This window comes from Zoogloea sp. LCSB751 (assembly GCF_002028455.1).
GTDB lineage: Bacteria > Pseudomonadota > Gammaproteobacteria > Burkholderiales > Rhodocyclaceae > Zoogloea.
In genome coordinates this window covers 41752-56947 of sequence record NZ_MWUM01000015.1, presented here as the reverse complement: position 1 = coordinate 56947, position 15196 = coordinate 41752, and the positions used below count along the sequence as shown (strand labels likewise).

Annotated in this window: 11 protein-coding genes; all 11 read right to left on the bottom strand. The window is 66.2% G+C overall.

Annotated elements, in window-relative coordinates; all coding sequences use genetic code 11:
* Positions 1-51: 51 nt before the first annotated feature.
* Positions 52-1623: a peptide chain release factor 3 gene (locus tag B4920_RS16555; protein ID WP_079435741.1), complete on the bottom strand. Its 1572-nt coding sequence runs from the start codon at positions 1621-1623 to the stop codon at positions 52-54.
* A 117-nt stretch (positions 1624-1740) separates the two neighbouring features.
* The gene (locus B4920_RS16550) at positions 1741-3021 is read right to left on the bottom strand and encodes an O-acetylhomoserine aminocarboxypropyltransferase/cysteine synthase family protein (RefSeq protein ID WP_079435740.1); all 1281 of its coding nucleotides are present in this window, start codon (positions 3019-3021) and stop codon (positions 1741-1743) included.
* Between the two features lie 16 nt (positions 3022-3037).
* Complete coding sequence (locus tag B4920_RS16545) at positions 3038-3505, bottom strand: CoA-binding protein (RefSeq protein ID WP_079435739.1); 468 nt, start codon at positions 3503-3505, stop codon at positions 3038-3040.
* A gap of 16 nt (positions 3506-3521) precedes the next feature.
* Positions 3522-4310 carry an enoyl-CoA hydratase gene (locus B4920_RS16540; protein ID WP_079435738.1) on the bottom strand — a complete coding sequence of 263 codons (789 nt, stop codon included), beginning with the start codon at positions 4308-4310 and terminating at the stop codon, positions 3522-3524.
* Between the two features lie 14 nt (positions 4311-4324).
* Positions 4325-5125 carry a CoA-transferase subunit beta gene (locus tag B4920_RS16535; protein ID WP_079435737.1) on the bottom strand — a complete coding sequence of 267 codons (801 nt, stop codon included), beginning with the start codon at positions 5123-5125 and terminating at the stop codon, positions 4325-4327.
* Positions 5122-6114 carry a CoA transferase subunit A gene (locus B4920_RS16530; protein WP_079435736.1) on the bottom strand — a complete coding sequence of 331 codons (993 nt, stop codon included), beginning with the start codon at positions 6112-6114 and terminating at the stop codon, positions 5122-5124. The genes B4920_RS16535 and B4920_RS16530 overlap by 4 nt, the downstream gene beginning before the upstream one ends.
* Positions 6115-6127: 13 nt before the next feature.
* Positions 6128-6682: a thioredoxin fold domain-containing protein gene (locus B4920_RS16525; protein ID WP_079435735.1), complete on the bottom strand. Its 555-nt coding sequence runs from the start codon at positions 6680-6682 to the stop codon at positions 6128-6130.
* A gap of 12 nt (positions 6683-6694) precedes the next feature.
* Positions 6695-7552, bottom strand: a complete 858-nt coding sequence (locus B4920_RS16520; RefSeq protein ID WP_079435734.1) for an ABC transporter permease — start codon at positions 7550-7552, stop codon at positions 6695-6697.
* Between the two features lie 12 nt (positions 7553-7564).
* Positions 7565-8353, bottom strand: coding sequence for an ABC transporter ATP-binding protein (locus tag B4920_RS16515; RefSeq protein WP_079435733.1), 789 nt, complete (start codon positions 8351-8353; stop codon positions 7565-7567).
* Positions 8353-9375: an ABC transporter substrate-binding protein gene (locus tag B4920_RS16510; protein ID WP_079435732.1), complete on the bottom strand. Its 1023-nt coding sequence runs from the start codon at positions 9373-9375 to the stop codon at positions 8353-8355. The genes B4920_RS16515 and B4920_RS16510 overlap by 1 nt, the downstream gene beginning before the upstream one ends.
* A 156-nt stretch (positions 9376-9531) precedes the next feature.
* Positions 9532-15084, bottom strand: coding sequence for a CHAT domain-containing protein (locus B4920_RS16505; RefSeq protein ID WP_079435731.1), 5553 nt, complete (start codon positions 15082-15084; stop codon positions 9532-9534).
* Between the last annotated feature and the right edge of the window lie 112 nt (positions 15085-15196).

Genomic DNA, 15196 nt, shown 5'->3' with positions numbered 1-15196 from the left:
GAGGGCGAATTCATTCGCCCTCACAGAACAACAATGGCGGCGGAGGGAGGGTCAGTAGATTTCCCGCGTCTCCAGGAACTTGATGTTGGGGAAGCGTTCCTGGGCCATTTGCAGGTTGACCCGGTTGGGGGCGAGATAGACGTAGTCGCCGTTGCCGTCCAGCGCCATGTTGGCGGGGGACTTGTCGGCGAGGGCCTTGAGGTCGGTGTCGGAGCCGCGCAGCCAGCGGGCGGTGGCGTAGCTGCAGGATTCGAACATCACATCCACGCCGTATTCGAACTCCAGCCGGTGGGCGACCACGTCGAACTGCAGGGTGCCGACGGCGCCGAGGATCAGTTCGTTGGTGGTGGTCGGGCGGAACAGCTGGGTGGCGCCTTCCTGGGCGAGCTGTTCGAGGCCCTTCTGCAGCTGCTTCATCTTCAGCGGGTTCTTGATCTGGGCGCGGCGGAAGTATTCCGGCGCGAAGCTGGGGATGCCGGTGAACTGCAGGTCCTCGCCCTCGGTGAAGGTGTCGCCGAGGTGGATGGTGCCGTGGTTGGGGATGCCGATGATGTCGCCGGCCCAGGCTTCGTCGGTGGTGTTGCGGTCTTGCGCCATGAAGGTGATGGCGTTGTTGATGGCCAGGCTCTTGCCGGTGGAGACCTGCTTGAGCTTGCCGCCACGTTCGAAGCGGCCGGCGCAGACGCGGATGAAGGCGATGCGGTCGCGGTGCTTCGGGTCCATGTTGGCCTGGATCTTGAAGACGAAGCCGGAGAACTTCTCCTCGTCGGGCGCCACCTGGCGGGTCTTGGCCGGGCGCGCCAGCGGGGCGGGGGACAGATCCACCACGGCGTCGAGCAGGCTCTGCACGCCGAAGTTGTTCACCGCCGAGCCGAAGAACACCGGGCACTGCTTGCCGCCCAGATAGGCTTCGCGGTCGAAGGTGTGGGAGGCGCCGCGGACCAGTTCGATGTCCATGCGCAGCTCGTCGGCCTGGTCGCCGATCACTTCGTCGAGGCGCGGGTTGTCGAGGCCCTGGATGATTTCCGAGGTGCCTTTTTCGGCCTTGGGGTCGAAGAACTGGATGGTGTCGTTGTACAGGTGATACACGCCGCGGAAGCGCTTGCCCATGCCGATCGGCCAGGTCATCGGGGCGCACTGCATGCCCAGCACCGACTCGATCTCGTCGAGCAGGTCGATGGGTTCGCGGCCTTCCCGGTCGAGCTTGTTGATGAAGGTGACGATGGGCGTGTCGCGCAGGCGGCACACGTTGAGCAGCTTGATGGTCTGGGCTTCGACGCCGTTCACCGAGTCGATGACCATCACCGCCGAGTCCACCGCGGTGAGGGTGCGGTAGGTGTCTTCGGAGAAGTCTTCGTGGCCCGGGGTGTCGAGCAGGTTGATGACGCAGTCGCGGTAGGGGAACTGCATCACCGACGAGGTGACCGAGATGCCGCGCTGCTTTTCCAGCTCCATCCAGTCTGAGGTGGCGTGGCGCGCAGCCTTGCGGGCGCGGATTTCGCCGGCCACCTGGATGGCGCCGCCGAACCAGAGCAGCTTTTCGGTCAGCGTGGTTTTACCCGCGTCGGGGTGGGAAATGATCGCGAAGGTGCGACGGCGGGCGATTTCCTGGGTGGCGGACATGATGCGGTGCGGTAAGACGGAAAGGCCGCGATTATACAGGGAGCCGGAGGCCGCCCCAGGGGCGACCACCGGTCGGTGCACAGACTCTTCTGACGCCGCTGATCTGGAGCCGGGCTGTCAGCTCTTGGCCAGGGCCTGGTCGATGTCCCAAAGAATGTCGTCCAGGGTTTCCAGGCCGACCGAAAGACGGATCAGGTCCGGCGGTACGCCGGCGGCAACCTGCTGCTCTTCCGACAGTTGACGGTGGGTCGTCGACGCCGGGTGGATGACCAGGGATTTGGCATCGCCGATGTTGGCCAGGTGGGAGAGGAACTCCACGGCGTTGATGAACTTCTGCCCCGCCGCCGCGCCGCCCTTGATGCCGAAGGTGAGCACCGCACCGGCGCCCTTGGGCAGGTATTTCCTGGCGAGGGCGTGGTAGCGGCTGCTCTCCAGCCCCGGGTAATTGACCCATTCGACCTTCGGGTGAGCCTCCAGGAAGCGCGCCACGGCCAGGGCGTTCGAACAGTGGCGGTCCATGCGCAGCGGCAGCGTCTCGATGCCCTGCAGCAACTGGAAGGCGCTGAAGGGGGACAGGACCGGCCCGAAGGTACGCATCCCTTCCATGCGGCACTTCATCGTGAAGCCGAAATCGCCGAAGGTTTCGTAGAAGCGCACGCCGTGATAGCCCGGCGAGGGATCGGTCATGGTCGCGAACTTGCCGTTGTCCCACGGAAATTTACCGGACTCGACGATGACGCCGCCCATGGTCGTGCCGTGGCCGCCGATGAACTTGGTCGCCGAATGGACACTGATCGCGGCACCCCACTCGAAAGGCCGGCACAGGTAAGGGCTGGCGAAGGTGTTGTCGATGAAGAGCGGCAGGCCGGCGGCGTTGGCAACCTTGGCCACCGCCTCGATGTCGAGCACGTTGAGCGATGGATTGCCGAGGGTTTCGGCGTAGAGGGCCTTGGTTTTCGGCGTGATCGCCCGGGCAAAGCTCTCCGGGTCGTCGGCGTCGACAAAGACCGTGTTGATGCCCAGCTTGCGGAAATTGACGTCGAGCTGGGTGTAGGTACCCCCGTACAGGGTGCGGGCGGCCACAATCTCGTCGCCGGCTTCGCAGATGTTGAGCAGGGCGATCATCTGGGCCGCCATGCCGCTGCCGGTGGCGACGGCCGCACGGCCGTTCTCGAGGGCCGCGATGCGCTCCTCGAACACCGCGACGGTGGGGTTGGAGAGCCGTGAATAGACGTTGCCGAAGGTCTGCAGGTTGAACAGGCTGGCGGCCTGCTCGGGGCTGTCGAAGACGTAGGACGAGGTCTGGTAGATCGGGACGGCGCGGCTGCCGGTTGCCGCGTCGGGGATTTGGCCTGCGTGCAGGCACAGGGTGTCGAAGCCGTAATTACGGTCAGCCATGTTCAGTGATCCTGGATCAGGGGAGGCAGAGTGGACGGCGGGCGGAAATGACCTTGGTGTTCACGCCGAACCAGTTGAGTCCGCCAAAAAGGCGCGCATATTCGATCTTGACGCAGCGGTCCATCACGACCGTGAGGCCGGCGTCCTCCGCCTTCTGCCGGGCCGCTTCGTTGATCACGCCGATCTGCAGCCACAGGGTCTTGGCGCCAATCGCGATGGCCTGTTCGGCGATCGGCAGGGCGTCGGCGGGTTTGCGGAACACGTCCACGATGTCCACCGGCTCGGGGATGGAGGCCAGATCCGGGTAGCACTTCTCGCCGAGGATTTCGGGGTACTTCGGGTTGACCGGGATCACCTTGTAGCCATGCTCCTGCATGTACTTGGCGGCAAAGTAGGACGGCCGGAACCAGTCGGCCGACAGGCCGACGACGGCAATGGTCTTGGACTCCCGAAGGACCCGGCGCAGGGTGTTGATGTCGCTCATGCTGTGTCCTCCCGCGTCAGCGGCCGCACCAGGTCGGTGTGCGCTTGTCGATGAAGGCGTCGATGCCTTCGCGGGCGTCGAGGGCCTGCAGGTTGCCCACCATCACCTGCCGGGTGTAGGCATAAGCCTCATCGAGGGGCAGGGCCGCCTGGCGGTAGAAGGCTTCCTTGCCGATGGCCAGGGTCAGCGGCGACTTGGAGGCGATCTGCCGGGCCAGCGCGAGGGTCCGGCTTTCCAGCTCGGCGGCCGGCACCAGTTCGTTGACGAGGCCGAAGCGCAGCGCCGTCGCCGCGTCGATCATGTCGCCGGTGAGGAGCATCTGCATGGCGTGCTTGGGGGCCACGTTGCGTGACAGGGCCACCATCGGCGTCGAACAGAAGAGGCCGATATTGACACCGGGTGTCGCAAAGCGGGCATCGTCGGTGGCCACTGCGAGGTCGCAGCTGGCCACCAGCTGACAGCCGGCGGCGGTGGCGATGCCATGCACGCGGGCGATGACCGGCTTGGGCAGATTGACGATGGCCTGCATCAGCTCGGCGCAGTCGGCAAACAGACCCTCGGCGTAATCCGGCGCATAGTCGGCGGCGCGCATCTCCTTGAGGTCGTGGCCGGCGCAGAAGGCCGGGCCGGCGCCAGCCAGGATGACGACGCGCACGCGGTCGTCGCGGGCGATCTCCTGGAAGGCCGCGAGCAGTTCGCGGATGGCGGGCTGGGACAGGCTGTTGCGGGCCTGGGGGCGGTTGAGGGTCAGCGTGCGGACGCCGGTGTCGGCGTCATCGACGCTGAGCAGAGTCTTTTCAGTCATGTTTTTCTCGATCCTTATTTCTTGCGGAGCATGCCGGTTTCGTCCACCCGGCGCAGTGCGGCGAGTTCCTTGGCGGTGGGCTCGGGCACGACGTGGGCGGTGGGCGACACTTTAAGGTCCCAGCCGGTGTTGGCGCGGATTTCTTCGATACTGGAGAAGGGATACCAGGCGTCGAGGACGAATTCCTTCGTTTGGGGATCCGGCCTCATGATGCCGAGGGTCGTGACGATGGCGGACGGGCCACCGCCGACGAAGCCGTAACGTTCCCGTGCGTTGCCGCCATCGAGGTAGCCGGGGGAGCTGATGTAGCTCACCTTGTCGGCAAAACGCTTGGCTTCGTGAGTGACCATGATGATCACCCGGCCGGCGCCGCAGGCAATGTCATTGGCGCCGCCTGCACCCGTCAGGCGGGTTTTGGGCAGGCGGTAGGTGTCACCGATGGTGCCGTCGCCGTCCCAGATGCCGGTGGTGTTGACGTTGCCGAACTTGTCCACCTGTGCGGCGCCGATGATACCCACGTCACAGCGGCCCGATGCGACGAGAAAGCCGAGGGCATCGATGGCGTTGGTGAAGCTGGTCGCGTTGGACGAGATCCGGTTGCATTCGATGCCCCACGGCAGACCGCCGACGGGCGTGGCGCCGTAGACGCCGCCTTCGGTCATGGTGCGGATGTTGGGGGCGTGGCAGGCCTGGGCAAAGTAGCCGGCAAGCATCGACAGGCCGACCCCGAAAATGGCCAGATCGTCGTTACGGAGTTCGCGGCCGGTGGCGATGGCCATCATCTCCTGGCGGGTGTAGTCGAGGCTGGCGCTCATGAGTTCTCTCCTGCGCTGAGGGCGGCGATTTCGTCCGGGGTCATGATCCACTTGCGGAATGGATCGAGCAGGAAGGCGGTTTCGGTTTGCGACAGCTGCTCGACGGTGTCGCGGCCGATCATGTCGAGGTAGCTGTCGATATCGCTGTAGCCCTCGACGTAGCGGCTGATGTACTCGGCGGTGCCTTCGGCACTTGCCAGGGCCTTGTTCATTGCCTTCATGTGCGCTTCGTCCACGTCGTAGAAGCCGGGCGAGGATTGCGGCCAGGCGGCGAGCGGCCAGTAAACAACCGCCTCGACGATGATGTCGGGAATGCGGACCAGGTTCGGGAACTGGCGCATGCAAGCGGTATCGACGATGGCATCGGCGATCAGCACGACCTTCTTGGCGGCACGGGACAGTTCGAAACGGCTCCATTCGGTCCCGAGCATGATGGCGTTGCCGAGTGGGTCGGCCAGCGAGACATGGATGGCGGCCACGTCCGGCTGCAGGGGGCTGAGAGCGCCCACTTCACGACCGCTGAAGGGATCGGTGACGGTGGGGATCTTGTGCTTTGCGGGTTGTTCGTCGGGCGCGAAGGCGCTGCGCCACTGAATGTCTGAGCCAATATTGACCGTCGCCGGGGCAAAGGGCCAGTTCATCGCGCCGGCCAGCAGGCGCAGGTTGAACGACAGGTTGGAGTAGTCTTCCAGCGCCAGTTGCCCGGATTCCACGGCGCGGCGCAGGCCATTGGCGAACCCGAATACTTCCAGGCCTGAGAAGCCGCATTCAGCCTTATCGACCGCACCGGCGGCCGCTAGCAGGTTCAATTGCTGCGTATTGCAGTGAAACAGTGCGTGCAGATTGCGGCGCTGTTGGCGCAGCAGTTCCCGCCCGAAGACGACGGCGTCGGAACCGACCGGCAGGGCTGCGCCACTGGCGTATTGCATGCCGTCCCAGCTGTAGCGTTTAACGGCCTCGGCCAGCGACAGTATCTTGTTGCGTGACATTTGCTTGATCCGGTTAGTGTTGATGGGCCGATCCAGTATGGAGTTCGCTTGTCTGCGCGGCGGGGGAGGCTCGCCCGGATGCGGAAGGCTGGAACGGATGGTGTTCGTAGTGCCCACCGGCGACGTACTTGGTCAGCTGGCGGAAATCCTTGGCGGTGAGCGCGCCGGTGTAGCGATACAAGACCTGCCCTTGTTTATCCAGAAAGACAAAGGACGGCGTGCCGACGGCGTGCAGGCGGGTGGCCCACTGGGCGGGGGACGATGTCTTGCCGGATGGTTCGATCAGGCTGCTTTCCTGGGTGATGTCCACACGGGCACTGGCGAATTGCGCTGCGAAGGTTTTCTCGAGCGCGGCGTTGTGAAAGACTTTTTTCTCCATTTCCCGGCAGCCAGGGCAGTCAGGCATGGTCAGCAGAACGGCGAGTTGGCGCCCATTGGCGGCAGCGGAGCGGACCTCTGTTTGCAGGTCGTTGGTGGAGCGTTCGAACAAGGCCGCGCTGGCCGTGCCGCTTGCCGCCAGGCCGGCCAGGAGCAGGGCGGCCATCGAAGAGGGAAGGTGGAATTTCATGGGGTTCTCCAGTCAGCGGTGCCAGAACAGCGCCCGGCGCTTGATGGCCTCGAGGCCGCTCATCGCGAGGTAGGTAACGACGCCGGTGTAGAGGATGCCGGCGACCATCTTCGGGTAGTCGGCGAAGTCGGCGTAATACTGGACGAAGCGTCCGAGGCCGGCGTTGGCACCGAACAGCTCGGCGACGGTGAGCAGGATGAAAGCGAATCCCAAGCCCACGGCCATGCCGGAGAAGATATGCGGCAGCGCCGCGGGGAAGACGACCTTCCAGTGGAACTCGTGGCTGTTCAAGCCAAGGATCCTGGCGTTGTCCCGATAACGGCTTTCGAGCGCGTGGGCGCCGGCGGCCGTGTTCTGGAAAATCGGCCAAAAGGCTCCGATGAACACCACGAAGATCGCCGACAGCTTGAAGGTGGGCAGCACGGCAATCGCGTAGGGTACATAGACGGTCGGCGGCACCGGTGCGGCAACACGTGCGAACGGAAAGAAGATCCGCTGCAGGAGCGGGGACGAGCCGACGTAAATGCCGGAAACGATGCCCAGCAAGGTGGCAAGCAGCAGGCCGGGGATCAGGATCGAGAAGGACGACAGCGTGCCTTCCCACAACTCTGGAAGAGACTCCTGCAGCGCCAGGGCGGTACGCTGAGGGCTGGGAATCAAGGGGTTGTCGCCGAGCGGGAAGTACTTGGCGGCGACAAACCACAGGGCCAGCAGGACGATCCACACGATGGAGCCTTGCAGGATGGCCAGCAGCGCGGACGAAACGGATGCGGCCTGGTGTGGCGCGGATGCCGTGCGTTTGGGCTGCCGATCACCGGGAACGCCGGCAACAGGCGTCCCCCGCGGCGGGGCGGTGAGCGTTTCTGACATGTGTTGATTCCTTTAGGCGGCGACCAGCTGGCGCAGCGTGTCTGCGGCGAGGGTCTCGGCAATGGATTCGCGCAGGGCGTGGAACTCCGCGCTGTCGAACAGGGCTCGCCGCTCGCGGTGGCGCGGAAAGCCGACTGGCAGATCGGCAATCAAGCGGCCGGGCGTGGAGCCGAGAACGACGATGCGGTCGCCGAGGTAGAGCGCCTCGTCGATGTCGTGGGTGACGAAGACGATGGTTTTCCGCGGCACCTCCGTTTCCCAGATTTCGAGCAACAGATCCTGCAGGCGGGCCCGATTGGTGGGATCGAGTGCCCCGAAGGGCTCGTCCATCAGCAGCACCGGCGAGCACAAGGCCAGTGCGCGGGCAATGGCGGCGCGCTGGCGCATGCCGCCGGACAGCTCGAAGGGATACTGTCCGATGGCGTTCTCCAGCCCGACCTTCACGAGGCACGCTTCGGCCTGTTCCCGCCGCTCGGCTTTGCGGGCCTTGGGCTGAGCCTTGCCGATGGCGATAGCGATGTTGTCCACCACCGACATCCACGGAAACAGAGCGTAGTCCTGAAACACGACGCCGCGCTCGAGGCTCGGGCCGGTGATGGGCTGGCCGTTCCAGCTCAGCCGGCCGTGGCGGGGAAACTGCAGCCCGGCCAGTAGCCGCAAGAGCGTGGATTTGCCGGAGCCGCTGGAGCCCAGCAGGCAGACGAACTGCCCCGCCGGGACAGCGAGGTCGATTTTTTCGAGGATCGGCGTCGCATCCTCGTAGGAAAAGTCGACGCCTTCCAGCCTTAACTCAGCAGCCATCAGGCATTCTTCCGCTTGAAGTCTTTCTGCAGTTTCTTCCAGTAGGCGTCGTTGGGGTTCTCCTTGACGAGCTGGTTGAGAACCTTTTCATACAGGCTGGCATCGATGCCGGCGGAGAGATCCGGCGCCTTGGTGATGAACTCACTGTTTGTCATGACCTCGGCAAAGTGCTTGACGCCCTTGGCATCCGGATCGGTGGACTGATCGAGATACTCGGAGTAATAGCCACGCCACAGCAGTTGCTGGTCGAGCTTGACGTACTTGGCGATCGACTCGATCGTCTCCTTCTTGTTCTCCGCCGCGAAGCGCTCGGCCTTCAGCATGGCGCGCAGGAATTTCTCCCAGGTGGCCGGGTTCTTCGCGCTGGCCTCGGTGATCACCAGGCGGCAGCAAGGATGGCCGCGTTGCAGGTCGGTGGAATGGATGACGACTTTGAGCCCCTGGTCTTCGGCACGCAGGTCGTGCGGGCCCCACACGAGGCCGACATCAACCTGGCCGGACTTGACGGCTTCGATCACCGCCGACGGGTTCTTCAGTTCGAAGATCTGCAGGTCGGTCTTCCAGTTGAGACCCTTGTCCTTCAGCGCGCCGCGGAGCACTGCGTCGCCGGACGCCATGCGGACCGTTGCGACCTTCTTGCCCTTCAGGTCGGCGATCCCCTTGATCTTGCCGGCATTGGCCGCGCTGGCGACGAGGGCTGCGTCGCCACCCATGACGCCACCGATGATCTTGAGCTTGGTGCCTTTCGACAGGTGGGCAATCGGCCCGGTGGTGCCAAAGGCCCCGGTGTCCAGCTTGCCTGCGATGATGGCGTTGAGGCCGTCGGCGGAATTCTGAAACTCGGCCAGTTCGACATCCAGCCCTTCCTTGGCGAACAGGCCTTGCTCCTTGGCGACGAAGAATTTGGCGTGCCCGGTGGCCGGCAGATAGCCGACCTTGAGCTGTTCAGCGAAGGCCGCGCCCACGGTTCCGGCGAGCGCGATGGCTGCGATGACAGTCTTGAGGGCAAAACGAACTTTCATGGCGAACTTTCTGTGCAATTTGAAGCAGAAAGTTTGCCAAATGCGCATATCCAAGCAGAACGATTATTTTCTTGAAATCTTATTCTTCAAACCTTATTCAAAATTGATCTTAGGACGGGCGGGTGCCGGACGCTGGGCGCCCGCCATGATGAGAATTCAGGTGGATAGCGCGGCCTGGATCTCGCCCAGCACGGCGATGGCGTCCGTCACGGCCTGCTCCCGCCCGGCCGCCGCATCGAGCTTCTGCAGGGTTTGCAGCAGGATGTCGATGGTGGAGGCGACGGATTCCCGTTCCCGCGGTGTGGCACCGCTGCTGACCAGTGCGGCGTAGGCGGTCTTGGCTTCGCCGAGCCGTTTGGCGCCGCTGCGCCCGCCAGCGGCAAGTTCGAGCAATCCATCGGCCAGTTGCAGGTCGACCTGACTGGCTCGCGCCCAGAAGTCCTTGGTGGGGGCAGCGGGCTGTTCGCGCAGCGACTTGAGCAGGGTCCGCGTGGCGGCTGGCTCCCCGTCCGGAAAGCCGGCGGTGAGTCCGAGCAGGGCGCTGTCGTTGGCGGCGTTGAGGGCCGGGTAGTGGACGTCGCAGCCTTCCTGGCGCGCCTGCGCGGTGGCGCGCTTGTAGGCGTCCTGCATGCTTTCGAGTGCCTTGATGGCGGCGGCCTTGTCGTCAATTTGCAGCTGGCAGGCCAAGCGGCGCTTGTCTGCCGCGGCCTGCAGACTGAGCCGTTCGGCGCTGGCGGGGCGATAGCGGCTGTCGACGGCAAGGATGGCAGCCGCCTCGTCGAGGAGGGACAGGGCAGCGGCGGTCTGCTTGTCATCGGCCAGAACTTTTGCCCGTCGGGTCAGCATGTTGGCGAGCTGCTCCTCGGCCTTGCGCGACGTGCTGGCGTCGGTGGCGGCGAGGGCGCGCCGGTAGAAGTCGATGGCCTCGTCGTGGCGGTTGTATTCGGCCTTGAGGGCGCCGAAGGCCTCCAGGATCTTGCCCTGCTTGATCCAGCCTTGGCGTTCGCACAGGGCCTGCAGGGCCTTGGCGTGGCGCTCGGCGTAGGCTGCGGCATCCTTGTCCAGATCGAGGGCGTGGCTGGCACGCTGGGTGAGGCGCTCCAGCTCGCACAGGACTTCCGAGGCGGCCAGATAGTGGTCGTAGCGGGGGGCGGTTTTGGTCTTCGGCTTGACGCCGCGGACCGGGCGCGGCAGCACGAAGCCCGGATCGCCGTAGCACTGATAGGCACCCCAGGTGTTGGAGCTGCCGTAGGCGTCAAAGGTGGCGCCGCGGGCGGCCAGCACCGAATCACCGAAGTTGGTGCCGTCCAGGAAGTGTTCGTAGAAGGTCTCGGCGAACAGCTGAGCCGCGTCGTCCAGCACCTCCCAGCCGGCGGCGACGACGCAGCGCACGCCGATTTCGATGAGCTGGGTCGCCAGGTTGGCGGCCAGCCCCGGGCTGCCGGGGCGGGCGGACGACGGGGCGCCGCTCGCCCTCTCCTCGATGCGGCCGAGGCTGCAGCAGTTGATGAAGACGAAGTCGGGAACGGCCCGCATCTGCGCGATGTGAGCCGGCGTGAGCAGATCGCCGCCGCCGATCACCATGCCGGTGGCTTTGCTGGCAGCGGGGAGTCCGTCGGTGGCGGGGATGTCCTGCTGGTACACGCCGTGGCCCGACAGGTGCAGCATGCGCCACTCACCGCTGAACAGGTCGAGGAGGATCTGCCGGGCTTCGTCTTGGATGTGCAGGCTGGTCTCGATGCCGGAACCGTCGAGCAGGCCGCATACGCTTTGGGCTTCCTGCTCGGCGCCGGTCAGGGAGGGCAGGAAGCGGTGCCAGGCGCCGAGCTCCGGGTTGCCGACAACCAGCGCCTTGAACTCGGTCGTGCGGCGGACATTGAGGCTGAACTGGCCGGTGGACAACTGGCGGATCAGGCCGCTGCGCACCGACAGGGGCTGGCCGCTGTCGCTGTCGTGCTCGGTGGCCCGGTCGCGCAGCAGTTCCCACGGGTAGGCGGCGGCGGTCTTGTCCACGATGAGCTGGACGCGCCGGCGGTCGGGGGCCAGGTCCTTCAGCCAGTTGGGGATCAGCAGTTCGAACAGGGCTCGGCCGACCTGTTCCTGATCGGTGGTGGTGCCGATCAGGCTCTGGGTGAAGCGTTCGATGTCCTTGAAGGGCACCGCGTTGTAGGTCCGTTCGGCCCGGGCCAGTTCGCCGTAGACGTCGAACATCAGGCGCGGCGCGCCGTCGTCGGTGCTGCCCACCGCGCTGATGGCGATGCGCTGCCAGTTGCCCTCGTCCACAGCGCTGCTGGCGCGCCGGAGCCCGCCCTTGTGGGGGCGGATTGCCGCATCCACGAAGAAGGAGCGGGCCAGGGCGCGATCCACGCTGACCGAATCCTGGGCGGCGCGCAGCGCGTTGATGGCGCGGTCTTCCAGCACTTCGATGAAATCCAGGCGGTCGAGACGCAGCTTGCCGGCCAGCCCGGCCCGTTCCAGGCGCTGGCGGGCATCCCGGTGGCCGCGCAGGGTGGCGGCCACCGAGTCGGCGAGGCTCAGCTCGCCGATGCCGGCGCCGATCAGCAGGGCGCTGATGCCGACGCTGAGGGGCTGTTGCCGGTCGGCGGAATCCTTCAGCTCCTCGGCTTCCAGCTCTTCGGTGGCGTAGGTGGCGACCGCTTTGGCCACCGACTGGGCGAGCTCGCCGGCCGACAACTGGCCGATGCGCCCGATGCCGATGACGATGGCGCCCTTGGCGAAGCGTTCGTTCGGGCGCTTGCGGTAGATCGAGAAGGTGCCCAGGGCGCCAGCGTGGAGGCCGGCATCGAGCCGCTTCTGCATGCGTCCCCCGAGGGCCTGGTCGAGGAGCTTTTCGGCGAACTCGAGGGCGTTGGCGCCCCAGGTGTGGCCGACCAGCACGGCCGACTCGGCGTACATCAGATCGCCGTGGAGGACGCGTACTTCGGTCCGGTAGCTGCCTCGCGCTGTCTTGCGGGCCGAGCGGATGGCGCCACCGGTGGCGGCGGCCAACAGCTCGCCGCGGCTCGGGTAGAGGACCGCGTCGGCTTCGTCGCTGCGCCAGGGCTGCAGCGCGGCTGCGCCGCGGGAGACCGGCGGCTGGGTGGCCAGCCGGTCGCTGCGGCCTTTCTCGAGCAGATCCAGGTAGCCGTCGTGGGCTTCCGTGGCCTTCGGCATGTCGCCGTGCACGCTGCGTACGTAATACACCCGGCCGCCCTTGCGGCAGCTGTCGGGGATGCCGGTGGACCAGGGCACGCGGCCGTCGCCTTCCGGGGTGGCAAGGATCTGGAAGCGTCCGGCGGCGTCGATGACGGTCTTCTCGGGGGTCTGGTCGGCCAGGCCCGCCACGTACACCAGGCGCGGGCTGGCGAGCAGCGGATCGGACTTGTCGAGGGCTTCCCATACGGCGGCCGACTGGCCCAGTACTGCAGCCGGTGGCAAGGGCCATTTGGCCCGGGCATCGGCTTTCTTGAATGCATCCCAGGTGGCTGCATCGCGGATGTGCTGGTCGTCGCCGCTGGCAGCCCAGGGCAGCAGCTCCATGACGCCGGGGAACTGGCCGGCGGTTTCGAGCAGTTCTTCCTGGGAATGGGAAATGTCCAGCAGGGCCAGTTGGCGGAAGAAGCTGTCGCGGCCGGTGAGCAGCAGGGTGATGGAGTGGGAGCCCTGGTTCGGCGTACCGAGCATCAGCACCCGCGGGTCGCCGGGGTGGTTGTTCCAGGCGTCCCACAGCTCGGGATGGGCGGCGAAGGTGGCGCGCAGCAGCACGCCGCCCATGGAGTGGACGACGATGTGCACGGGCTTGCGCTCGGGGGCCATGGCGGCGATGGCGTCCTTGATCCGTTTGGCGAGCCCGTCCACCGAGGTGGCCAGCGGCTTGCGCCAGTCGTAGCCGTACATGTCCACCTTGTAGCCGCGCTGGCGCAGGCTGTTGGCGAGGGGCACGTAGGTGTCGGCGAGGGGTTGGCCTGGTTGCACATCGTTGTCGATGCGCAGCCTGCGGCTGAAGGCGCCGCCGGCCAGGGACAGGATGCTGGCCCAGACTTCACTCTGGTCCACCAGCAGCTGGCTGCCGCACAGGCCGGGGACGAGTACCACCGTGCCGCGGGGCTTGGCGGGATCGGGCTGGGCGCGCGGGCCGAACAGGCCGCGGGCCTGCTCGGCGGTGACGTCGGGCAGTGGCCATTCGCCGTAGAAGTCGCGGAACAGTTTGTCTGCTTCGGGAGCGCAGACCAAGGCGGCGACCGCGGCGGCGGCACTGTCGTCGTTATGAAAGTAGCGGAAGTGGTTGACGTCGCCGCCGCTGCGGAATTGCACCCGGCAGCGCGGGGCGCTGGCCGGCGTCGGGCGGATGGCGCCGTCGAGCATCGAGCGGGTATCGACCACCAGGTCGTGGTCGCGCTCGTAGAAGCGGTCGGCCAGCCAGATGCGCAGCGCGGCCAGGCGGTCGCCTTCCACCGGCGCAGCGTCGCCGGCGATCACGTAGAGCGCGCCGCGGGCCGGCGCGGCGTTGATGACGCCGAGTAGCGCGGCGCCGGGCATCATGGCCTGCAGGCCGGGCAGCTGGTCCGCGCGGCGGCGGCTGGCCAGCACCGAGGCGACCGTTTCGGCGACCAGATCAAGGCCGGTCTGCAGCAGCTCCGGTACTTCGAAGAGGCCCCGGCTCTCGCTGGCCTTCATTTCCAGGCCGATGGCTGCCAGCACCATCAGCGAGCCCCACTGGTCCAGTTTGTCGCCGGCCAGGCTGGTGCCGCGGGCCGGGCAGGCCGCGCGCACGAAGCGCTCGATGCTCAGCTCCGGGCGGCTGCGCAGTTCGTTCACCAGCTTGCCGAGGGCGTCGCGGTGACGCTTGATCGCGGTGGCTTGATCGGCGTCGTCGGAGGCGCGCGGGCCGAGGGCCTGCTGGGCTTCGGTCAGGTCGAAGCCGTCCGGGTCGAGGCACAGCAGTTCGCCGACCAGGCCGCCGCGGGAGTGGGACAGGAAGCTGATGCGGCCTTTCTGCGGCAGCAGGCGGGCGGCGTCGAGGGCGTTCTCGATCGGGCTGCGGGTCAGCGTCCAGTGTTCGAGGGCGTAGATACGGTCGCCGTAGTAGTCGCACAGGGTTTGCCAGCGCGCCTTCTGGTCCTGCCACAGGCGGCCGAAGCTGCCGGCCGTGCTCGACCCGGTGCCGTGCAGCAGCAGCAGGGTCGGGCCGCCGTCGGGGATCGGGGCGGTGAGACGCGGGCCGAGGGTGCCGTCGGCATGCACGGGGAACACCCCTTCGACCGGGATGGTCCGGTTCTGGACCTTGTCGACGATGGTGTTGCGGAGTGCGTCATCGGGCTTGATGTTCAGCCAGCGCAGCGCCTTGAGGGCCAGCTGGCCGGCGAAGCCGCGCTGGGCGCCGGGCAGGCCGATGGATGTCGGAAGGGACCAGGATTCGTCGTCGTCGAGCCCGCGCGCATCGGCGGTTTGGGGGGCGCTGAGGCGGGCGCGGAGGTCTTCGGCGGCGGTCCAGAAGCGCAGGCCGCCTTCCAGTTCCACTTCGACCAGCGCGCCGTCGGGAATCTCCTGAACGAGATCGTCGCCGGTTCCACGGGCGCTGCCGGCGATTTCGATGGCCGAAACCTCGATGCCGGCGAACAGATCGGCGGTGCGCCCCTGGCGGGTCAGCCACAGGTTCGCGTTGTCCTGCTTTCTGCCGCTGACGCGCAGTTTGAGTTTGCCGGGCATGGTTGTCCTCCCCCTTGTTGTTGTCGTAGCGGATGAAGGCTGCCGCGCCTCGGCGCGCAACCGTTCCGGGGAAGGATAGCCCTCATGGTGGCGGAATCAAGATTCTAAATGC

Bases quoted from the DNA above. Each gene is read 5' to 3' on its own strand.
- B4920_RS16555 (WP_079435741.1), bottom strand. From the start codon at position 1,623: ATGTCCGCCACCCAGGAAATCGCCCGCCGTCGCACCTTCGCGATCATT.
- B4920_RS16550 (WP_079435740.1), bottom strand. From the start codon at position 3,021: ATGGCTGACCGTAATTACGGCTTCGACACCCTGTGCCTGCACGCAGGC.
- B4920_RS16545 (WP_079435739.1), bottom strand. From the start codon at position 3,505: ATGAGCGACATCAACACCCTGCGCCGGGTCCTTCGGGAGTCCAAGACC.
- B4920_RS16540 (WP_079435738.1), bottom strand. From the start codon at position 4,310: ATGACTGAAAAGACTCTGCTCAGCGTCGATGACGCCGACACCGGCGTC.
- B4920_RS16535 (WP_079435737.1), bottom strand. From the start codon at position 5,125: ATGAGCGCCAGCCTCGACTACACCCGCCAGGAGATGATGGCCATCGCC.
- B4920_RS16530 (WP_079435736.1), bottom strand. From the start codon at position 6,114: ATGTCACGCAACAAGATACTGTCGCTGGCCGAGGCCGTTAAACGCTAC.
- B4920_RS16525 (WP_079435735.1), bottom strand. From the start codon at position 6,682: ATGAAATTCCACCTTCCCTCTTCGATGGCCGCCCTGCTCCTGGCCGGC.
- B4920_RS16520 (WP_079435734.1), bottom strand. From the start codon at position 7,552: ATGTCAGAAACGCTCACCGCCCCGCCGCGGGGGACGCCTGTTGCCGGC.
- B4920_RS16515 (WP_079435733.1), bottom strand. From the start codon at position 8,353: ATGGCTGCTGAGTTAAGGCTGGAAGGCGTCGACTTTTCCTACGAGGAT.
- B4920_RS16510 (WP_079435732.1), bottom strand. From the start codon at position 9,375: ATGAAAGTTCGTTTTGCCCTCAAGACTGTCATCGCAGCCATCGCGCTC.
- B4920_RS16505 (WP_079435731.1), bottom strand. From the start codon at position 15,084: ATGCCCGGCAAACTCAAACTGCGCGTCAGCGGCAGAAAGCAGGACAAC.